This is a genomic window from Roseivivax sp., assembly GCF_054552075.1.
This window is the reverse complement of the sequence record NZ_JBTOLZ010000001.1, coordinates 224,290-244,864: the sequence shown is the minus strand read 5'-3', so window position 1 is coordinate 244,864 and position 20,575 is coordinate 224,290. Positions and strand designations below refer to the sequence as shown.

General features: G+C 67.7%; 21 protein-coding genes. 2 read left to right on the top strand and 19 right to left on the bottom strand.

The window, feature by feature from the left end; genetic code table 11:
• The first annotated feature begins 95 nt into the window (after positions 1-95).
• Both ACX938_RS01155 and ACX938_RS01150 read left to right on the top strand, forming a co-directional pair.
• The gene (locus tag ACX938_RS01155; RefSeq protein ID WP_459429641.1) at positions 96-1,679 is read left to right on the top strand and encodes a DEAD/DEAH box helicase; all 1,584 of its coding nucleotides are present in this window, start codon (positions 96-98) and stop codon (positions 1,677-1,679) included.
• 296 nt (positions 1,680-1,975) lie between these two features.
• Positions 1,976-2,698: a hypothetical protein gene (locus ACX938_RS01150; protein ID WP_459429640.1), complete on the top strand. Its 723-nt coding sequence runs from the start codon at positions 1,976-1,978 to the stop codon at positions 2,696-2,698.
• Here ACX938_RS01150 and ACX938_RS01145 read toward each other — a convergent pair whose 3' ends face one another.
• The 19 genes from ACX938_RS01145 to ACX938_RS01055 form a co-directional block, all read right to left on the bottom strand.
• A complete protein-coding gene (locus ACX938_RS01145) occupies positions 2,699-4,360 on the bottom strand; it encodes a ribonuclease J (protein ID WP_459429639.1) in 1,662 nt (553 codons plus the stop codon).
• The gene (locus tag ACX938_RS01140; protein WP_459429638.1) at positions 4,357-5,139 is read right to left on the bottom strand and encodes a type III pantothenate kinase; all 783 of its coding nucleotides are present in this window, start codon (positions 5,137-5,139) and stop codon (positions 4,357-4,359) included. Before ACX938_RS01140 ends, ACX938_RS01145 begins: the two co-directional genes overlap by 4 nt.
• An 18-nt stretch (positions 5,140-5,157) precedes the next feature.
• Positions 5,158-5,904 carry a biotin--[acetyl-CoA-carboxylase] ligase gene (locus ACX938_RS01135; RefSeq protein WP_459429637.1) on the bottom strand — a complete coding sequence of 249 codons (747 nt, stop codon included), beginning with the start codon at positions 5,902-5,904 and terminating at the stop codon, positions 5,158-5,160.
• A gap of 103 nt (positions 5,905-6,007) precedes the next feature.
• A complete protein-coding gene (nuoN, locus tag ACX938_RS01130) occupies positions 6,008-7,450 on the bottom strand; it encodes an NADH-quinone oxidoreductase subunit NuoN (RefSeq protein WP_232752391.1) in 1,443 nt (480 codons plus the stop codon).
• Positions 7,451-7,460: 10 nt separating this feature from the next.
• Positions 7,461-9,008: an NADH-quinone oxidoreductase subunit M gene (locus ACX938_RS01125; RefSeq protein ID WP_232752392.1), complete on the bottom strand. Its 1,548-nt coding sequence runs from the start codon at positions 9,006-9,008 to the stop codon at positions 7,461-7,463.
• Positions 9,008-11,080: an NADH-quinone oxidoreductase subunit L gene (gene nuoL / locus ACX938_RS01120; protein ID WP_459429636.1), complete on the bottom strand. Its 2,073-nt coding sequence runs from the start codon at positions 11,078-11,080 to the stop codon at positions 9,008-9,010. The genes ACX938_RS01125 and nuoL overlap by 1 nt, the downstream gene beginning before the upstream one ends.
• Positions 11,081-11,085: 5 nt before the next feature.
• Positions 11,086-11,391: an NADH-quinone oxidoreductase subunit NuoK gene (gene nuoK, locus ACX938_RS01115; protein WP_048532290.1), complete on the bottom strand. Its 306-nt coding sequence runs from the start codon at positions 11,389-11,391 to the stop codon at positions 11,086-11,088.
• 144 nt (positions 11,392-11,535) lie between these two features.
• Positions 11,536-12,138 (bottom strand): NADH-quinone oxidoreductase subunit J, encoded by a 603-nt coding sequence (locus ACX938_RS01110; protein WP_232752394.1) that lies wholly within the window; start codon positions 12,136-12,138, stop codon positions 11,536-11,538.
• Positions 12,135-12,545 carry a carboxymuconolactone decarboxylase family protein gene (locus ACX938_RS01105; protein WP_232752395.1) on the bottom strand — a complete coding sequence of 137 codons (411 nt, stop codon included), beginning with the start codon at positions 12,543-12,545 and terminating at the stop codon, positions 12,135-12,137. The genes ACX938_RS01110 and ACX938_RS01105 overlap by 4 nt, the downstream gene beginning before the upstream one ends.
• Positions 12,542-13,036 carry an NADH-quinone oxidoreductase subunit NuoI gene (gene nuoI, locus ACX938_RS01100; RefSeq protein WP_232752396.1) on the bottom strand — a complete coding sequence of 165 codons (495 nt, stop codon included), beginning with the start codon at positions 13,034-13,036 and terminating at the stop codon, positions 12,542-12,544. Before nuoI ends, ACX938_RS01105 begins: the two co-directional genes overlap by 4 nt.
• 152 nt (positions 13,037-13,188) lie before the next feature.
• The gene (gene nuoH / locus ACX938_RS01095; protein WP_459429635.1) at positions 13,189-14,226 is read right to left on the bottom strand and encodes an NADH-quinone oxidoreductase subunit NuoH; all 1,038 of its coding nucleotides are present in this window, start codon (positions 14,224-14,226) and stop codon (positions 13,189-13,191) included.
• Between the two features lie 7 nt (positions 14,227-14,233).
• Positions 14,234-14,635, bottom strand: a complete 402-nt coding sequence (locus ACX938_RS01090; protein WP_459429634.1) for a hypothetical protein — start codon at positions 14,633-14,635, stop codon at positions 14,234-14,236.
• Between the two features lie 5 nt (positions 14,636-14,640).
• Positions 14,641-16,662 (bottom strand): NADH-quinone oxidoreductase subunit NuoG, encoded by a 2,022-nt coding sequence (gene nuoG, locus ACX938_RS01085; protein ID WP_459429633.1) that lies wholly within the window; start codon positions 16,660-16,662, stop codon positions 14,641-14,643.
• A gap of 9 nt (positions 16,663-16,671) precedes the next feature.
• Positions 16,672-17,082: a DUF5333 domain-containing protein gene (locus ACX938_RS01080; RefSeq protein ID WP_459429632.1), complete on the bottom strand. Its 411-nt coding sequence runs from the start codon at positions 17,080-17,082 to the stop codon at positions 16,672-16,674.
• Positions 17,083-17,224: 142 nt separating this feature from the next.
• Positions 17,225-17,539 (bottom strand): hypothetical protein, encoded by a 315-nt coding sequence (locus tag ACX938_RS01075; RefSeq protein WP_459429631.1) that lies wholly within the window; start codon positions 17,537-17,539, stop codon positions 17,225-17,227.
• 99 nt (positions 17,540-17,638) lie between these two features.
• Positions 17,639-18,061: an MAPEG family protein gene (locus ACX938_RS01070; RefSeq protein ID WP_459429630.1), complete on the bottom strand. Its 423-nt coding sequence runs from the start codon at positions 18,059-18,061 to the stop codon at positions 17,639-17,641.
• Between the two features lie 79 nt (positions 18,062-18,140).
• A complete protein-coding gene (gene nuoF, locus ACX938_RS01065) occupies positions 18,141-19,439 on the bottom strand; it encodes an NADH-quinone oxidoreductase subunit NuoF (RefSeq protein WP_232752402.1) in 1,299 nt (432 codons plus the stop codon).
• Between the two features lie 3 nt (positions 19,440-19,442).
• Complete coding sequence (locus ACX938_RS01060) at positions 19,443-19,658, bottom strand: DUF5337 family protein (RefSeq protein WP_232752403.1); 216 nt, start codon at positions 19,656-19,658, stop codon at positions 19,443-19,445.
• An 18-nt stretch (positions 19,659-19,676) separates the two neighbouring features.
• Positions 19,677-20,540: an endonuclease gene (locus ACX938_RS01055; protein WP_459429629.1), complete on the bottom strand. Its 864-nt coding sequence runs from the start codon at positions 20,538-20,540 to the stop codon at positions 19,677-19,679.
• Positions 20,541-20,575: the final 35 nt, after the last annotated feature.

Here is a 20,575-nt window from a genome sequence, read left to right as displayed (position 1 = left end):
ACGCCACGCTTGGTGGCATGCCGCCACCCCGGGCCGTTGCGGCCCCTCTGACGCAGATGCACGGGCCGAGATGTGTCCGTGAAAACCGGATACACATGACAAAGTTCTCTGATCTCAACCTCAGCCCCAAAGTGCTGAAAGCCATCGAAGAAGCCGGCTACGAGACGCCGACCCCCATCCAGGCCGGGGCGATTCCCCCCGCGCTCGACGGGCAGGACGTGCTGGGCATCGCCCAGACCGGCACCGGCAAGACCGCCAGCTTCACGCTGCCGATGATCACCAAGTTGGCGCGCGGCCGCGCCCGGGCGCGGATGCCGCGCAGCCTGGTGCTTTGCCCGACGCGGGAACTGGCCGCGCAGGTGGCGGAAAACTTCGATACCTATGCCAAGCACGTGAAGCTGACCAAGGCGCTGCTGATCGGCGGCGTCTCCTTCAAGGAGCAGGACGCGCTGATCGACAAGGGCGTCGACGTGCTGATCGCCACGCCGGGCCGGCTGCTCGACCATTTCGAGCGCGGCAAGCTTCTGCTGACCGGGATCGAGATCATGGTGGTCGACGAGGCCGACCGGATGCTCGACATGGGCTTCATCCCGGACATCGAGCGGATCTTCTCGCTCACGCCCTTCACCCGGCAGACGCTGTTCTTCTCGGCCACCATGGCGACCGAGATCGAGCGCATCACCAACACCTTCCTGGCCGCCCCTGCGCGGATCGAGGTGGCCCGCCAGGCGACCGCCTCGGAGACCATCGAACAGGGCGTCTTGATGCTGCAGCCCTCGCGCCGCGACCGCGCCGACAGCGAGAAGCGCCGTGCGCTGCGCGCGCTGATCGACGCCGAGGGCGAGCGGCTGACCAATGCGATCGTCTTCTGCAACCGCAAGGTCGACGTGGATATCGTCGCGAAATCGCTGAAGAAATACGGCTATGACGCGGGGCCGATCCATGGCGACCTGGACCAGTCGGTGCGCACCCGGACGCTGGACGGCTTCCGCGCGGGCGAGCTGAAGATCCTGGTGGCCTCGGACGTGGCGGCGCGCGGGCTCGACGTGCCCTCGGTCAGCCATGTCTTCAACTTCGACGTGCCCGGCCATGCCGAGGACTACGTGCACCGGATCGGCCGCACCGGCCGCGCCGGCCGCGAGGGCAAGGCGGTGACGCTGTGCATCCCGCGCGACGAGAAGAACCTCGAGGACGTGGAGCGTCTGATCGACAAGCCGATCCCGCGGCTCGAGAACCCGCTGGGCGAGAGCGCGCAGGCACCCTCCGGCGCGGCGGAAGGCGCCGAGGGCGAGAGCGGCCAGAAGCCCAAGCGCTCGCGGTCCCGCTCGCGCAGCCGGGGCGGCAGCAGCCGGGCGAAAGAGCAGCCCGCAGAGGCGCAGGCCGAGGCCAAGACCGACGCGCCGGCCGAGGCGGCGCCCGAGGCGAAGGCGGACGCGAAGCCCGATGCGAAGGCAGACGCCAAGCCCGAGCCCGAGCCCAAGGCCCCGCAGGGGGCCGCCGCCTCCAACGAAGGCCAGGACACGTCCTCCGGCCGCGGCAAGCCCGCCGAGAAGCCCAAGTCCCGCCGCGGAGGCAAGGGCAAGCCGCGCGGCGACGACAAGAAGAACGACGTGGTGGGCATGGGCGATCACATGCCGACCTTCATCGCCAAGAGCCTCGACGAGCGCAAGGCGAGCTGATTGCGGCGCGGGCGGCGGTTTCCGCCGCCCCGTCTATCTTTTGCAGCGTCCTCGGGGCGGCGCTGTCCGGGCAGAGCGGCCCTCCTGACGACGGCGCCGCGCCCTTAGGCGGGTCTCCTAGCCACCGCCGCCTCACCTGCCCTCAGCGCCCACACGAACGCCCTCCCAGCCACAGCCCCGCCCGGCGCAGGTAGCCCCCCACCGGCAAAACCCCGCCGATCACCCGAGGGTGACATGCGGCCCCTTCCGCGCGCCCTATCCTGCCCTCTCGAGCAGCACAGAACAGGGAGGCGCAATTGCCCCGCATCGCGACTTTGACCCTTGCCGCGCTTCTGGGCGCGGCGGGCCCGGCCCTGGCCGAGGACCTCTGCACCGCCACGGTCAACGCCAGCGAGATCACCATCGACCGCGACGAACTATCCGACGCGCTGGAGGCCGAGGAGGCCCCCGGTCTGCGCGAGCGGCTGACCGACTGGCCCGCCCGCCGCTGGGACCGCGCGCGCGGCCGTCCGCCCGCCTGCGACAGCCAGACGGTGATCGCCTATCTTGCCAGCCGGGTGCCCGCGCAGGACGTCGAGGGCTACTGCCTGACCGAACCCGACGACAGCGGCTATGTCCTGGTGCCCGGCCCGCGCAACTACCGGGGACATTGCACCACGACCTCTTGCCAGAAGGTGAACGCCGCCGCGGATGCCACGGTGGACACCACCGCGGCGCTGGCCTCCGCCGTGCAGACCCGCGCCACAGAGAGCCGCGCGCGGCTCGACGGCTTGCAGCACGGCTCGGGCGCGCTGATCCTCTCGGGATCGAAGGAGCTGGTTCTGGGGGCGCTCGGCAAGGCCGGAACGGCGGCCCTCGGCGCGACAGGCGCGCCGCTCGCCATGGTCGGCGCGGGCGTCACCGTCGTCGCCGTGGGCGGCGCGCTCTACTACTGCTCGGGCGCGGAGGAGGGCTCTGCCCTGCCCCCGCTCGACGGCAGTTTCCAGGACCCCGAGGACCGGGATCCCAGTCTGCAGTGATCAGCTGAGGCGCGAGATCACCACGGTGACCTCGGGCTTCTTGCCCATCTCGTTCTGGGCGGCGTTGCGCACCGCGCGGCGCAGCCCTTCCTCGAGCGCGTCGTCATCGGCCAGGACCTTGGGCTTGGCGCGGTCGACGAACTGCGCCAGTTCCTCTTCCAGCGCGGCCTCCAGCGGCTGCTGGCTGCGGCCGGTCTCGGTCAGGCCCATGGTGTCGCACCAGGGCTCGCCCAGCGGCTGGTCTTCCTCGTCGAGGACCAGCGTGACCGTCACATGGCCGTTGAGCGCCATGCGGATGCGGTCGCGCACCACCCCGTCGAGCGCGCCGACCATGACCGACCCGTCGAGGTAGGTCCGCCCGGTCTCGACGTAGTCGCAGGGCTTGCCGGTGGTCAGGTCGATCATCGTGCCGTTGACCGCCAGCGCGCCGCGGCGGCCGTTTTCCTGGGCCAGGCGCGTATGCATGCGCAGGTGGCGATGTTCGCCGTGCATCGGCACCACCAGCTTGGGATCGACCAGCTTGTGCATGGCGATCAGGTCCGGGCGGTTGGCATGGCCCGAGACGTGGTAGCGGCCCGAGCTGTCGTCGATCACGTCCACGCCCTTTTCCGAGAGCTGGTTCATGATGCGGATCACGCCCTTCTCGTTGCCCGGGATGGTCTTGGAGGAGAAGAGGAACAGGTCGCCCTCCTTCAGCTCCATGCCGAAGTGCTTGCCGCGGGCAAGCTGGGCCGAGGCGGCCCGGCGTTCGCCCTGGCTGCCGGTCACGATCAGCATCAGGTTCTGGCGCGGGACATCGGCCGCATCCTCGACCGGGACGGTCGCGGGAAAGCGGTCGAGCACGCCGGTCTCGGTCGCGGCCTCGACCATGCGGCGCATGGCGCGGCCCATCAGCACGATCGAGCGCCCGGCGCGTTCGCCGGCCTCGGCCAGGGTCTTCAGCCGCGCCACGTTGGAGGCGAAGGTGGTCGCGACCACCATGCCCTTGGCATCCAGCAGCAGCTTCTCGATCTCGGGGCCCACGGTGGCCTCCGAGCGGCCCTCGTGGTCGGAGAAGACATTGGTCGAATCGCAAACAAGCGCGGTCACGCCCTCGCGGCCGATCTCTTCCCAGGTGGCGGTGTCGAAGGGCTCGCCCACCACCGGGGTGGCGTCGATCTTGAAGTCGCCGGTATGGACCAGCCGGCCCATCGGCGTGTCGATCACCAGCCCCGAGCTTTCGGGGATGGAATGCGAGATCGGCACGAAGCCGACCTCGAAGGGGCCGGCCGTCTGGGTCTCGGGCCAGGGCTCCTGGGTCTTGACGATCTCGGGGCCGAGCCCGCGTTCGTCGAACTTCCGCCGCGCGATATTGGCGGTGAAGGCGCGCGCGTAGACCGGCGCGCCAAGGTCTTCCCAGAAATGCGCCACCGCGCCGACGTGGTCCTCGTGGGCATGGGTCACGAAGATCGCCTCGATCCGGTCGCGGCGTTCCTTCAGCCAGCTCACGTCGGGGAAGATCAGGTCGACCCCCGGAGAGGTCTCCATGTCCGGGAAGGTCACGCCCAGGTCGACGACGATCAGCCGTTCCTCTCCGGGTGCGCCGTAGCCGTAGACATAACAGTTCATGCCAATTTCACCGGCCCCGCCTAGGGGCAGGTAGATCAATCTCTTACCGCTCATGGGTTGGATCCCTCGGTCTTGTTGTAATTGTGGATGACCCGCAGGCCATGCATCGTCAGTTCGTCTTTCCAGTCGTCAAATAAGTCTTCCGCCTGCTGGAACAACGGGGCGAGACCGCCTGTCGCGATGATCTTCATCGGACGTTCGCGCTCGGCCTTGATCCGGGCGCAGACCTCGCGGATCACGCCGACGTAGCCCCAGAAGATGCCCGACTGCATGCAGGCGACGGTATTGGTGCCCACGACCCGCTGCGGCCGCGAGATGTCGACATGCGGCAGCGCCGCCGCGGCCTCGTGCAGGGCCTGGAGCGAAAGGTTCACACCCGGGGCGATCACCCCGCCCACGTAGGCGCCGTCGCTGTCCACCACGTCGAAGGTGGTGGCGGTGCCGAAGTCCACGACGATCAGGTCGCCGCCGTAAAGGTCGTAGCCCGCCACGGTGTTCACCAGCCGGTCCGGGCCGACCTGGGTGCCGGCATCGACGCGCACGTCGATGGGCAGCGCGCAGTCGGGGCGGCCCACGACCAGCGGGCGGGTGTTGAAGTAGCGGTCCGCCAGGACCCGCAGGTTGAAGACCACCCGCGGCACCGTCGAGGAGACGATCATGTCGGTGATCCGGGCCTCGATGTTCTGCAGCTTCATCAGCGTCGAGAGCCAGACGTAGTATTGATCCGCGGTGCGCTGGTGCTCGGTCGAGGTGCGCCAGCTCGCGATGAACTCGGCGCCGTCCCAGATCGAGAAGACCGTGTTCGTGTTGCCGCAATCGATGGCGAGAAGCATCCGCCCGTCCCCTTCCGTTTAGAAAAACACATCCGCGGCGGCGATGGAGACGCGGCCTTTGGCGGTCTTTAGGACAAGATTGCCCGTGGCGTCCACCGTCTCGAAGGTGCCGGTGTTCTCGGTGCTGCCGGTGCGCGCGGTCACGCTTTCGCCGAGCCGCGCGGCGCGCGCCAGCCAGTCCTCGCGGATCGGCGCGAAGCCCTGGGCGGTCAGCACCGCCTCGCGCGCCGCATAGGCCGTGGCCAGGTGGTCGAGAAAGGTTTCGGCCGGGATCGCGGCGCCGGTCTCGGCCAGGACCGAGACCGGGCGCAGGGCGCGCGGCTCGACCGCCTCGGGCGCGGGCGCATTGGCGAGGTTGACCCCGATGCCAACCGCCAGCTGCTCCGAGCGCCGCCCCCGGCCCATGCTTTCCAGAAGGATGCCCGCGACCTTGCCGCCGTTCAGCATCACGTCGTTCGGCCATTTCAGCGCGAAGGGCTCGGTCCGGCCGGTCAGCGTCACCAGCGTGTCGAAGAGCGCCAGCGCCGCCACGAAGGAGCGCAGCGCCACCAGTTCGAGCGACTCCGACGGCCGCAGCACCAGGGTGGCGGCGAAATTGCCCTCGGGGTTGGCCCAGGCCCTTCCCCGGCGGCCGCGGGCGGCGCTTTGGCGATGCGCGAGGATCCAGGTCGGCGCGGAAAGCTCGGGCCCCCGGCGGGCGGCCTCGGCATTGGTGCTGTCGACCTCGTCGAGGACGATGCGCCCGTATCCCTCGGGCCAGCTCATGCTGCCCGCCCCCGGCGCGCGGGGCCCGCAAGGCGGCCCCCGGAAAACGCGCAACGCGGGCCCCGGGCCCGCGTCACGTCGATCTGGATCTGGCGGCCTGCCCTCACTGAACGAGGGTCGCCGCGGCGGCGGCCGCCGCGCCTTCGATGCCGAAGAGGTTGATCACGCCGGCGACCATGGCAAAGGCCGAGAGCGCCAGGAAGCCCCAGAGCACCGGAGAGGAGCTGCGGTCGAGCCCGTCGTCCCGCTCTTCGCCGAAATACATGAAGTAGACGATGCGCAGGTAGTAGAAGGCGCCGATCACGCTGGCCACCACGCCCGCCACCGCGAGCCAGGCGAGCCCGCCGTCATAGGCCGCGCGCAGCACGTAGAGCTTGCCGAAGAAGCCCACGAGCGGCGGCACGCCGGCCAGCGAGAAGAGCAGCACCAGCATGGCGAGCGCCCGGCCGGGCTCTTCCTTGGAGACCATGTTCAGCGAGGCGATGTCGGTCACCGGCTGGCCGTCGCGCTCCATCGACAGGATGAAGGCGAAGGTGCCGACGTTCATGGTGACGTAGATCGCCATGTAGATCAGCATCGCCTGCACGCCGAGCGCCGTGCCCGCCGCGAGCCCCATGAGCGCGTAGCCCATATGCGCGATCGAGGAATAGGCCATCAGGCGCTTGATGTTGGTCTGGCCGATCGCCGCGATGCCGCCAAGGAACATCGACAGGACCGACAGGAAGGCCACGATCTGCTGCCAGTCGCCGGTGATGCCGCCGAAGGCTTCGAAGAGGAGCCGCGCGAAAAGGCCCATGGCCGCGACCTTGGGCGCGGTGGCGAAGAAGGCGGTGACCGGGGTCGGCGCGCCTTCGTAGACGTCCGGCGTCCACATGTGGAAGGGCACCGCCGAGACCTTGAAGGCCAGGCCCGCGGCCAGGAAGACCAGGCCGAAGAGCAGCCCGAGCGGCGCCTGCCCCTGCCCCGCGGCCTCGATGATGCCGGCAAAGAGCGTGGTGCCCGCGAAACCGTAGGTCAGCGAGGCGCCATAGAGCAGCAGACCCGAGGAAAGCGCGCCCAGCACGAAGTACTTCAGGCCCGCCTCGGTCGAGACCGCGCTGTCGCGGCGCAGCGAGGCCACCACGTAGAGCGCCAGCGACTGCAGCTCGAGGCCCATGTAAAGGGCCATGAGGTCACCGGCCGAGACCATGACCATCATGCCGACCGCGGCCAGCGCGATCAGCAGCGGGTATTCGAAGCGCAGGATGCCGCGGCGCGCCATGTACTCCTGGCTCATCACCAGGACAGCGGCGGCCGAGATCAGGAGCGTCACCTTGGCGAAGCGGGCGAAGCCGTCGTCGATGAACATCCCGCCGAAGGCGGTGGCGGTGCCGCCGCCCGAGGTCGCGATCCAGACCGCGACAAGGGCGAAGAGGCCGGCGGTGACCCAGACCAGCGTCGGGGCCAGCGCGTCCTTGCCGGTGTAGACCGCCCCGATCAGCGCGATCATCGCGTAAAGCGCGATGACGATCTCGGGCAGGATGATGGCGAGGTCGGAGGAAATCATGTCTCGGTCCTCAATGGCTCTGGCTGGCGATCTGGGTCGCCTGCGGCATGTTCGCGACTGCGGTCTCGTAATCCGCCACGAGGGCTTCGACCGAAGGGCCGATGCGGTCGAGGATCGGCGCGGGATAGACGCCCATCCAGATCGTCATGACGATCAGCGGGGCGAAGATCGCCTTCTCGCGGCGGGTCATGTCGGTGATGGTCTTCAGGCTTTCCTTGATCAGGTCGCCCATGACCACCCGGCGATAGAGCCACAGCGCGTAGCCCGCCGAGAGGATCACCCCGGAGGTCGCGAAGAGCGCGACCCAGGTGTTGACCTGGAAGACCCCCATGAGCGTCAGGAACTCGCCGATGAACCCCGAGGTGCCCGGCAGCCCGACATTGGCCATGGTGAAGAGCATGAAGATCAGCGCATAGGCCGGCATGCGGTTCACCAGCCCGCCGTAGGCGTCGATCTCGCGGGTGTGCATCCGGTCGTAGATCACGCCGACGCAGAGGAAGAGCGCTCCGGAGATGAAGCCGTGGCTCAGCATCTGGAAGATCGCCCCGTCGATGCCCTGCTGGTTGGCCGCGAAGATGCCCATGGTGACATAGCCCATATGCGCCACCGAGGAGTAGGCGATCAGCTTCTTCATGTCCTCCTGCACCAGCGCGACAAGGCTGGTGTAGACGATCGCGATCACCGAGAGCCAGAGGACGAAGGGCCCGATCACCTCGGAGCCCACCGGGAACATCGGCAGGTTGAAGCGCAGGAAGCCGTAGCCGCCGAGCTTCAGCAGGATCGAGGCCAGCACCACCGAGCCCGCGGTCGGCGCCTGCACGTGGGCGTCGGGCAGCCAGGTGTGCACCGGCCACATCGGCATCTTCACCGCGAAGGAGGCGAAGAACGCCAGGAACATCAGCGTCTGCATGCCGCCGACGATGTGGATCCCGAGGATGTTCATCTCGCCCGCCGGGAACTGGTGGGTCAGCAGCGTCGGGATGTCGGTGGTGCCCGCCTCGGCATACATGGCGACCATGGCCACCAGCATCAGCACCGAGCCCAGGAAGGTGTAGAGGAAGAACTTGAAGGCCGCGTAGATGCGGTTCTTGCCGCCCCAGATGCCGATGATCAGGAACATCGGGATCAGGCCGCCTTCGAAGAACAGGTAGAACAGCACCAGGTCCAGCGCCATGAAGACGCCCAGCATCAGCGTCTCGAGGACGAGGAAGGCGATCATGTATTCCTTGACCCGGGTCTTCACCTCCCAGCTGGCGGCGATCACCAGCGGCATGATGAAGGTGGTCAGCAGCACGAAGAGCACCGAGATGCCGTCGACGCCCATCTTGTAGTTCAGGCCCAGCAGCCAGCGGCCCTCTTCGACCATCTGGAAGCCGGTCTCCTGCGGGTCGAACTGCGCCAGGATGAACAGCGAGATCAGGAAGGTCGCGCCCGTGGCGATCAGCGCCAGCCACTTGGCGTTGCGGTCCGCCGCCTCGGTGCCGCCCTTCAGGAAGATGCCGAGGATCGCTGCCGCCAGCGCCGGCAGGAAGGTCACGATGGAAAGGAGGTTGTCCATTACTCCGCTCCTCCGCTGAGCGACATCCAGGTGATGAGGACCGCGATCCCGATCACCATCCAGAAGGCATAGGTGAAGATGTAGCCGGACTGCGCGCGGCCCGCGAGCCGGGTGAAGAAGGGGATGATGCCCATCGAGACACCGTTGATCGCGCCGTCGATGGTGGCCCCGTCGCCGCTCCTCCAGAAGAACCGCCCGATGGCCTGCGCCGGCCGGGTGAAGACGGCGTCATAGAGCTCGTCGAAATACCACTTGTTCAGCAGGAACAGGTAAAGCGGACGCTGGCTCTCCGCGAGGCGCTTCGGCAGCGCCGGGTTCACGATGTAGAACCAGAAAGCCGTGCCGAAGCCGATCACCATGGCCAGGAAGGGCGCGAGCTTGACCCAGGTCGGGACGTAATGCGCCTCGTGCAGGACGGTGTTCTCGGGGGCAATGTAGATCGCCGCCTCGCCCGGCGCGCTTTCCATGACGTAGTGCAGTTCCGACGCCTTGGGGCTGCGCTCGGCCACCGCCGCCTTCAGCTCCTCGGCCGGTTCGGCGTATTCGCCGCCGAAGAACTTCACCACCTCGTTGGTCTTCCCGAAGAAGCTGCCGTACCAGATCATCCCCGCGAAGATCGCGCCCAGGGCCAGCACGCCGAGCGGCGCGACCATGGTCCAGGGGCTCTCATGGGCATGCTCGTGGGTGTGCTTGTCCCCGCGCGGGTTGCCGTAGAAGGTCATGAACATCAGCCGCCAGGAATAGAACGAGGTGAAGAGCGCCGCGATCACCAGCATCCAGAAGGCATAGCCGCCCTGGCTGCCGACGAAGGCGCTTTCGATCACCGCGTCCTTGGAGGCGAAGCCGGCAAAGCCGATCCAGCCGGTCAGCGGGATGCCGACGCCGGTGATCGCCAGCGTGCCGATCATCATCGCCCAGAAGGTATAGGGCAGCTTCTTCCGCAGGCCGCCGTAGTTCCGCATGTCCTGCTCGTGGTGCATCCCGTGGATCACCGAGCCGGCGCCGAGGAAGAGCATGGCCTTGAAGAAGGCGTGCGTGAACAGGTGGAACATCGCCACCGAGTAGACGCCCACGCCCGCGGCCACGAACATGTAGCCGAGCTGCGAGCAGGTCGAATAGGCGATCACGCGCTTGATGTCGTTTTGCACGAGGCCGACCGTCGCCGCGAAGAAAGCGGTGGTGGCGCCGAGGAAGGTCACGAAGGCCATGGCCTCGGGGGCGAACTCCATCAGCGGCGACATGCGGCAGACCAGGAAGACGCCCGCGGTCACCATGGTCGCCGCGTGGATCAGCGCCGAGACCGGCGTCGGGCCTTCCATCGCGTCCGGCAGCCAGGTGTGCAGGATCAGCTGGGCCGATTTGCCCATGGCGCCCACGAAGAGCAGGAAGGCCATGAGGTTCGCGGCGTTCCACTCGGTCCAGAGGAAGCTCAGCTGCGTCTCGGCCAGTTCTGGCGCGGCGGCGAAGACATCGTCGAAGCGCACCGAGTCGACCAGGAAGTACAGACCGAAGATCCCCAGCGCGAAGCCGAAGTCGCCGACGCGGTTGACGATGAAGGCCTTCATCGCCGCGGCATTGGCCGAAGGTTTCTTGTAGTAGAAGCCGATCAGCAGGTAGGAGGCGACGCCCACGCCTTCCCAGCCGAAGAACATCTGCACCAGGTTGTCGGCGGTCACCAGCGCCAGCATGGCGAAGGTGAAGAAGGACAGATAGGCGAAGAAGCGGGGCTTGTAGACCTCGCCTTCCTTGAAGTTGGCGTCATGCGCCATGTAGCCCATCGAATAGAGGTGCACGAGCGCCGAGACCGTGGTCACCACGATCAGCATGATCGCCGTCAGGCGGTCGAGCCGGATCGACCAGTCCGCCGCCATGGTGCCGCTTTCGATCCAGCGCAGGATGTCGATCTGCTGGGTCGTGCCGTCATGCCCCAGGAAGACGATCCAGGACAGCAGGCAGGCCAGGAACAAGAGGCCCGTGGTGACCCACATGGCGCCCTGCTCGCCGATCAGGCGCCAGCCGAAACCCGCGATCAGCGCGCCCACGAGCGGGGCGAAGAGGATGATCGTCTCCATTGCGCTCAGCCTTTCATCACGTTGATGTCTTCCACCGCGATGGTGCCGCGGTTGCGGAAGAAGCAGACGAGGATCGCAAGACCGATCGCGGCCTCGGCGGCGGCGACGGTCAGCACGAAGAGCGTGAAGACCTGCCCGACGAGATCGCCGAGATGCGCCGAGAAGGCGACGAGATTGATGTTCACGGCCAGGAGCATCAGCTCGATCGACATCAGCAGGATGATCACGTTCTTCCGGTTCAGGAAGAGCCCGAAGATGCCGATGACGAAGAGCACCGCCGCCACCGTCAGGTAATGTTCCAGTCCGATCATCTCGTCCCTCGTTCTGCGTCCCGGCGGCGGGGCGTCACTGCCGCGCGCGCCGGCCCGTCTGTCGGCCCCCGACCGGATCTTGCCGCCCGGCGCGGGGACATGCGTTGCACCAGTCCCGGGCCCGCCAATCGGGCCCGGCGGCGGTCAGAGGCCCTGCCCGGGCTTCACGTCCTTCAGTTCCATCGCGGTCTTGGGATCGCGGTACATCTGCGCCAGCACGTCCTGCCGCTTGACGTCGGTCCGATGCCGCAAGGTCAGGACGATCGCGCCGATCATGGCGACCAGCAGGATCAGCCCCGCGAGCTGGAACAGCAGGAAATACTCGTCGTAGAGAATGAGGCCCAGGGCCTCGGTGTTGTGCCGGCCCTCGGGCACCGCCTGGGCGATGTTGGCCGCCGCGGTGGGCGCGGTCTCCCAGGCGCCATAGGCGATCGAGAACTGCATCAGGATCACCACGGCGATCAGGAGCGCCAGGGGCACGTAACGGGCCATCTCGGCCTTGAGCTCGGCGAAATCCACGTCGAGCATCATCACCACGAAGAGGAAAAGCACCGCCACGGCGCCGACGTAGACGATGACCAGCAGCATCGCCACGAACTCCGCGCCCATCAGCACGAAGAGCCCCGCCGAGGACAGGAACGCCAGGATCAGCCAGAGCACCGAATGCACCGGGTTACGGCTGATCACGGTGAACAGGCCCCCCGCGATGGTCGAAATGGCAAAGAGATAGAAGGCAAAGGCGCTCATGTCGTTTCGTCCTTTCCGTCCTCTTCCATGACCTGGCGCGCCAGCTCCATGGCGCGGGTCATGGCGGGAATGCCGGCGAACATCGACATCTGGGCGATGGTCTCGGCGATCTCGTCCTTGGTGGCCCCGGCCTCGAGCGCGTGGCGCACGTTCATCCGGAACGGTGTTTCTGCCTGTGCGCCTTGCATCGTCAGGCCGGCCAAGGTCAAGAGCAGGCGCGTCTTGGCGTCCAGGCCATCCTGCGACATGCCCTTGCCGAAGGACATCTCCATGAAGTCCTTGGGCATCGTCGGCCAGAATTTCTCGAACTCGCGCACGTTGAAGGTCTCAAGCGCGGGATTCCAGCTTTTGGCCATCTCCTGCGCCTGGCGCATGAACAGTTCGAAGGGGTTCTGGCTGTCGCTCATCTGTAGGGCGCGTCCAGTTCGAGGTTGCGGGCGATCTCGGCTTCCCAGCGTTCGCCGTTCTCGAGGAGCTTCTCCTTGTCGTAATAAAGCTCTTCGCGGGTCTCGGTGGTGAACTCGAAGTTCGGCCCCTCGACGATGGCATCCACCGGGCAGGCTTCCTGGCAGAAGCCGCAGTAGATGCACTTGGTCATGTCGATGTCGTAGCGGGTGGTCCGGCGCGAGCCGTCCTCGCGCGGTTCCGCGTCGATGGTGATCGCCTGGGCCGGGCAGACCGCCTCGCAGAGCTTGCAGGCGATGCAGCGTTCCTCGCCGTTGGGGTAGCGGCGCAGCGCGTGCTCGCCCCGGAAGCGCGGGCTCAGCGGGCCCTTTTCGTGCGGGTAATTCACCGTGGCCTTGGGCCCGAAGAAATACTTCAGGCCGAGCTTCAGGCCCTGCCAGACATCGGAGAGCAGGAAGTAACTCGCGGCGCGGCTGTAATCCATCTTCGCCATGACGACTCCTTAGATCGATCCGCGTGTGACGCTTGTCTCAGCGGGCGGGACCGGGGCGGTGCCCCGGTGGAATGGAAGGCGCCCCGCCCCGCCGGCCCGCCTTTCGGCGCGGGCGCGGGGCCGGGCATATGCGGGGGCGGCGGCCATGCGGCTCAGGCCCCGGTGGTCCAGCGGGCGAAGAGGCCCCAGAACCAGCCGAACTTGGCGGCGAAGGCCACGAAGACGACCCAGACCAGGCTGAAGGGCAGGAAGACCTTCCAGCCAAGGCGCATCAGCTGGTCGTAGCGGTAGCGCGGCGTGATCGCCTTCACCATCGCGAAGAGGAAGAAGAAGAAGGCCATCTTCGCGACCATCCAGAGCGCCCCGTCGGGCAGGCCCGGGATCGGCGAGAGCCAGCCGCCGAAGAACAGCAGCGAGGTCAGCGCGCACATCAGGAAGATCGCGATGTATTCGCCGGCCATGAACAGCAGGAAGGGCGTCGAGGAATATTCCACCTGGTAGCCCGCCACCAGTTCGGATTCCGCCTCGGGCAGGTCGAAGGGCGGGCGGTTGGTCTCGGCCAGGCAGGAGATGAAGAACAGGAAGACCATCGGGAAATGCGGCAGCCAGTACCAGTTGAAGAACCCGTAGGATCCGTCCTGGGCGCGCACGATGTCGCCGAAGTTCATCGACCCGGTTGAGAGGATCACCCCGATGATGATCAGGCCGATCGACACCTCGTAGGAGATCATCTGCGCCGCCGAGCGCAGCGAGCCCAGGAAGGGATACTTCGAGTTCGAGGCCCAGCCGCCCATGATCACGCCGTAGACCTCGAGCGAGGAGACCGCGAAGACATAGAGGATGGCAACATTGATGTCCGAGAGCACCCAGGTGTCGTTGAAGGGGATCACCGCCCAGGCGATCATCGCCAGCACGAAGGAGGTCAGCGGCGCCAGCATGAAGACCGTGCGGTCCGAGCCGGCGGGGATCACCACCTCCTTGACCACGTATTTCAGCGCGTCGGCGATGGTCTGCAGCAGGCCGAAGACGCCCACAACGTTGGGGCCGCGGCGCATCTGCACCGCCGCCCAGATCTTCCGGTCGCCGTAGACCAGGAAAAGCAGCGAGACCATCACGAAGGTCACCACTGCGAGGCACTGGGCGACAATGATCAGGGCTGTGCCTCCGGTGGACATCATGAAGTCAGACATCGGGTCCTCACACCATCGGTATTCCGTTTTCCGCGCAGGCGGCGGCTGTCACTTCGGCGTCGATCGTGAACCGCCCGCGGGGCAGCGCTGGCGAGATGGTGTAAACCGCATCTGCGCGCCAGAGACCACCCTCTTCCTCGACATTTGTTCGCAAATGCCGCGCAAAACCGTAGCCCCGGATCAGCGCGTATTGCGATGCGGCACATTCGGCGTAGGCCTCGACGTCCGCGGAGCCCCGCGCGCCGCGCATCTCCACCAGGAACTGCACCAGGTCCCCGTCGAGGAGCCGCGTTTCGATTCCCTCGTGCTCGGGCGCGAAGGGCGCGCCGTCACCGCGCTCGCCGGTTGGCGCACAGGCCGCCAGGGCGGCGGCCTGCAAGAGGGCGGCGGCGCGGAGGACGGCGGCCAAGCGCGTCACTCCGCCGCGATTTGCGTCTCTTTGCGCGCCTTCGCGTTGGCGCTGAGTTCGGCCATGAGCTGGCTGGCGCGGGCGATCGGGTTGGTCAGGTAGAAATCCCGGATCGCGCGGCCGAAGGCCCCGGAGCCGAGCGATCCGCCCGCCTCGACCTTCTGCCAGTCGTTAGAGGGCACCCGGTCGATCTCGGCCAGATGCGGCACCGCCTTGACCAGGTCCGAGCGCAGCTCGGCCAGGCTGTCGAAGGGCAGCTGCTGGCCCGCCTCGGCCGAAAGCGCGCGCAGGATGGCCCAGTTCTCCTTGGCCTGGCCCGGCGCGAAGCCGGCGCGCAGCGCGAGCTGCGGGCGGCCCTCGGTGTTGACGAAGAGGCCCTGCTCTTCGGTGTAGGCCGCGCCCGGCAGGATCACGTCGGCGCGATGCGCGCCGCGGTCGCCGTGGCTGCCCTGGTAGATCACGAAGGGCCCCTCGGCGATCTCGATCTCGTCGGCGCCGAGGTTGTAGACCACATCCGCCCCGTCGAGCGCCGCGGTCACGCCGCCCTCGGTCACAGCGCCCACGTCGAGCGCGCCGACCCGGCCGGCGGCGGTGTGCAGCACCAGGAGCTTGGCGTTCTGCGCCTCGCAAAGCGCCATGGCCTCGGCCAGGACCGCCGCGCCGTCGTCACCGGTCAGCGCCGCCTGGCCCAGGATGACCAGCGCCTCGCCGTCCTCGGCGGGCTTGGCGGCCTTCACGGCCTCCTGCAGCGCCGCGCGGTCGGTGCCGGCGTGGGTGTAGTCGAAGGTCAGGTCCACGGCCTCGCCGATCAGGCGCACGTCGGCGCCCAGCGACCAGGCCTTGCGGATGCGGGCGTTCAGCACCGGGGCCTCGACCGAGGGGTCGGCGCCGATGATGGTCACCGCGCGGGCCTCGTCGATGTCCTCGATGGCGGCGGTGCCGACATAGCCCGAGCGGTTGCCCGCGGGCAGCTTGGCGCCGTCGGTGCGGCATTCGGTGGTGCCGCCGAAGCTCTCGACCAGGGACTTCAGCGCATAGGCGGCCTCGGTCGGGGCGAGATCGCCCACCAGGCCCGCGACCTTCTTGGCGCCCTTCAGCGCCTCGGCGGCCTTCTCCAGCGCCTCGGGCCAGGTGGCCGCGCGCAGCTTGCCGTTCTCGCGGACGAAGGGCTTGTCGAGACGCTGGCGCTTCAGCCCGTCCCAGACGAAGCGGGTCTTGTCCGAGATCCATTCCTCGTTGGTGCCGTCGTGGTTGCGCGGCAGGAAGCGCATGACCTCGCGGCCCTTGGTGTCGACCCGGATCGAGGAGCCGAGCGCGTCCATGACGTCGATCGACTCGGTCTTGGTCAGCTCCCAGGGGCGCGCGGTGAAGGCATAGGGGCGCGAGACCAGCGCGCCGACCGGGCAGAGGTCGATGATGTTGCCCTGCAGGTTCGAGTTCAGCGTCTCGCCCAGGTAGGAGGTGATCTCCGCATCCTCGCCGCGGCCGGTCTGGCCCATCTGGGTGATGCCCGCCACCTCGGTGGTGAAGCGCACGCAGCGGGTGCAGGAGATGCAGCGGGTCATGTGCGTCTCGACCAGCGGGCCGAGGTCCAGGTCCTCGACGGCGCGCTTGGGCTCGCGGTAACGCGAGAAGTCGACGCCATAAGCCATGGCCTGGTCCTGCAGGTCGCATTCGCCGCCCTGGTCGCAGATCGGGCAGTCGAGCGGGTGGTTGATGAGCAGGAACTCCATCACCCCTTCCCGCGCCTTCTTCACCATGGGCGAATTGGTGCGGACCTGCGGCGGCTGGCCTTCGGGGCCGGGACGCAGGTCACGGACCTGCATCGCGCAGGAGGCGGCCGGCTTCGGCGGGCCGCCCACGACCTCGACAAGGCACATTCGGCAGTTCCCGGCGATCGACAGGCGCTCGTGGTAGCAGAAACGCGGGATCTCGCGTCCGGCTTCCTCGCAGGCCTGCAGGAGCGTCATCGCCCCGTCCACCTCGATTTCCTGACCGTCGATGCTGATCTTGCGGAGGTCTGACATCGTCTCGTCTCACCTTTCCCTGAGAAGGACGCCGATCTGGCTGCCCCTCGCTATTTCCTCGCGGCCCAAGGTGCAATAGGCGCTGTCCCGTTCCGGGTCCAGTCCGCGCTGCCGCATCAAGGCCTCGCCGCGCCTGCGCATCCGCGCCTTCTCCTCGTCCGAGGTCACGTAGTCCTCGATTTCCTCGTCGCTGTAACCCAGGCCCTTGGCCTTGCTTTCCAGCGCGTTGATCGTCGTCCAGGCCTTGAACATCCGCGCGTCGATGCTCTCGCAGCGTTTGCGCACCTGGTCGGCGATGGCGATCATCAGGAGCGGATCGTCGATCTCGCTGACCTGGCTGAGCGGCGGTTTGCCCTGGGCCCCGGCGGCGCCCGCGCCGAAGGCGGCCAGCGTGGCCACCGTCAGGATCATGCGTCGCATTGTCTTTCTCCTTGTGTCCGCCGGCCGCCTGCGGCGGCCGTCTGGGCAAAGAGATGGGGCGTTTCCGTCCCGTTATCCAATAGCCGAGGGCGCCTCGGCCGGGCCTTGCCGATCACCCTTTCGACAGGTGCTTGGCCGGGCCTCAGCCCTCCTCGATGCAGGTGCCGCGCAGGACCAGGCGGTCGCCGTCGCGCGGCAGCGCCTCGGGCGGGGTGCCCTCGGGGATGGTGTAGTCGATCACCGAGGTGCCGAGGAAATGGATGCAGTGCTGCATCGCCTCGTGGCGCGCCGCGGCGGCCGCCCCCGACACGCCCTTGGAGACCGGCCCGGAGGTCGCGATGAAATTCGCCCGGTCCTTGGCCGGGGCCGAGACATTCGCCCGGTAGAACTCGCCGTTGAAGGCCACCCGGTCGGAGCCGCAGGAGGCCAGCAGCATCGCCGCCAGGGGGATCAACACACAGGCTCGCATCACGTCACTCCAATCGCCGCTGTCGCGGGCTGTTGTCGCCGCTCGGGCGGAGAATCTCAAGCCTTCCGGGCCTCGGCCGCCCATCGCTCAGAAGAGGAGCGCGCCGGCCGCCAGAAGCCCCAGGAGGATCGTCATGGCCGACTGGAAGATATAGGCGAAGGTGCGCGGTCCGAACTCGTTCTTGCCGATGCCGGGCACGTAGCAGACCACCACGCCGAGCCGCGCCAGAAGCCCCAGCGAGGCAAGCAGGTTCACCCAGAAGGGCGAAGCCCCCGCCAGCACCGCCGCCACCACCGCCGCGGCGAAGGGGCCCATGCTGTCGACCGAGTTGTGATAGCTGCGGAAAAGCCGGAAGACCGGGTCGTCGTAGTTGACCGGCGGCACGGTGCCCGGCGCATGGCCCGCCTTGGAGAGCCGCGGCGCAAGCAGCGCGCTCAGCACCTGGCAGAGCACCGCGAAAAGCGCCACCGACATGAGCGCGTGGGAATAGGCGGCCAGCGTCTCGGTCATCGCGCGTCGTCCTTCTGTGGCGGCCTCCGGGTCGCGCCCGGCGCCGGAAAGCGGACCCCCTGAGGGGCCCGGCGGGGGATCACTCGGCGGCCATCACCGTGGCGGTGCGGCCCGAGCGCTTGTGCTTGATGCGGTCCTCGATCTCGTCGCGGAAGTTGCGGATCAGGCCCTGGATCGGCCAGGCCGCCGCATCGCCGAGCGCGCAGATCGTGTGGCCCTCGACCTGCTTGGTCACGTCGAGCAGCATGTCGATCTCCTCGACCTCGGCCTCGCCGTGGACCAGACGCTCCATCACCCGCATCATCCAGCCGGTGCCCTCGCGGCAGGGCGTGCACTGGCCGCAGCTCTCGTGCTTGTAGAACTTCGCCAGCCGCCAGATCGCCTTGATGACGTCGGTGGACTGATCCATCACGATCACCGCCGCGGTGCCGAGACCCGACCGCTGCTCGCGCAGGTAGTCGAAGTCCATGATCGCGTCCTTCATCTCTTCGCCGCGGATGCAGGGCACCGAGGAGCCGCCGGGGATCACCGCCTTGAGGTTGTCCCAGCCGCCGCGGATGCCGCCGCAATGGGTCTCGATCAGCTCCTCGAAGGAGATCGACATGGCCTCTTCGACGACGCAGGGGTTGTTCACATGGCCCGAGATCGCGAAGACCTTGGTGCCGGCGTTGTTCGGACGCCCGAAGGAAGAGAACCAGTCCGAGCCGCGGCGCAGGATGGTCGGCACCACCGCGATCGACTCGACGTTGTTCACCGTGGTCGGGCAGCCGTAGAGGCCCGCGCCCGCCGGGAAGGGCGGCTTCATGCGCGGCATGCCCTTCTTGCCCTCGAGGCTCTCGATCAGGGCGGTTTCCTCGCCGCAGATATAGGCCCCTGCCCCGTGGGTCAGGTAGATGTCGAAGTCCCAGCCCGAGCCGGCGGCGTTCTTGCCGACGAGGCCCGCGTCATAAGCCTCGTTGATGGCGCGCTGCAGGGCTTCCTTCTCGCGGATGTATTCGCCGCGGATGTAGATGTAACAGGCGTGCGCCTGCATCGCGAAGGAGGCGATCAGGCAGCCCTCGATCAGCGTGTGCGGATCATGGCGCATGATCTCGCGGTCCTTGCAGGTGCCGGGCTCCGATTCGTCGGCGTTGACGACCAGATAGGCCGGGCGCCCGTCGCTTTCCTTGGGCATGAAGGACCACTTCAGCCCGGTCGGGAAGCCTGCGCCGCCGCGGCCGCGCAGACCCGAGGCCTTCATCTCCTCGACGATCCAGTCGCGCCCCTTCTTGATGATGTCGGCGGTGCCGTCCCAATGGCCGCGCGCCTGCGCGCCCTTCAGGGAACGGTCGTGCATCCCGTAGAGGTTGGTGAAGATCCGGTCCTGATCCTGCAGCATCTCTCAGTCCTTGTTCTTCTGGCGGTCCCGCCAGAGGCCATAGATCAAAAATATCGCGTATCCGAAGGCCGCCAAGGCGGCGAGATCGAAGAACGCGCGGGTGCGCAGGCTCCAGCCCATCTGCACCCCGAGGGCGGTGGCCGCGATCCAGAACAGCCCGGTTCCGGCAATGAGCAGGGCGATCGCCCGCCCGCGCCGTGCCTGGTTTTCGCTCTGCATCGCAGCCTCCGGCCCGGGTTAGTACACGTCGCCCTTGTCGACGCGCTTGGAGAATTCGGTGTCGCCGCCCGAGGCCAGGACCTTGGCCTGCGCCACCCAGTCGTCGCGGGTGACCCGGCCCTTGAAGCCGGTGAGGTTCTGGTTGACCCAGTTGACCTCTTCCTCGGACCAGCCGGCGATCTGGTCGAAGTGGTAGAAGCCGAACTCGTTCAGGGTCTTCTCCAGCTTCGGCCCGACGCCCTTGATCTCCTTGAGGTTGTCGGGCTTGCCGTCACGCGCGCCCGACAGCGTCTCGGGTTTGGTTTGCGGGGCCTCGGGATCGAGGCTCTGGGTGGTGCGGGCTTCCTTGTCGGCGCCGGCCTCGGCGCCATGGGCGATGGGCTGGCCCTGCGCTTTGCCCGTCTCGCCGCCCTCGCTCTTGTAGCTCCAGTTGCCCTTGCGCTCCGAGAGGTCCTTTTGTCCCGGCAGCTCCTTCGAGGGCTTGACCCCGCCGGCCTCGCTGCCGGTCTTGGTGCCGGCCTGGGCGGCGCCCGCGGCGGCCGGGGCCGCAGCGGCGGCGGCAGGCTGGGCCGCGGGGGCAGAGGGCGCCTCGGTGCTGCCCGGCGTCACGCCCGCGCTACCCGGCGTCACGCCCGCGGTGCCCGGCGTCTTCGGCCCGCGCTCGGAGCCCGGCGTCACCTCGCCCGGGTGGGTCAGCGGCGCGCAGAACATCCAGCTGAACAGAAAGCCCAGGAACACGAAGGCCAGCCCGCCCAGGAAGATCGACCCGATCCACCCGGTGCTGCCCACGACGAGCAACATCACGAAGGTCACGAAGCCGACCCCCGCCGCAAGAGCCCAGCATCCCGTCTGGCAGCTCACCGTGTTCCGTTCTGCACTCATTTTCTCACTCCCTGTCCGTGTTATTCGGGCGACAC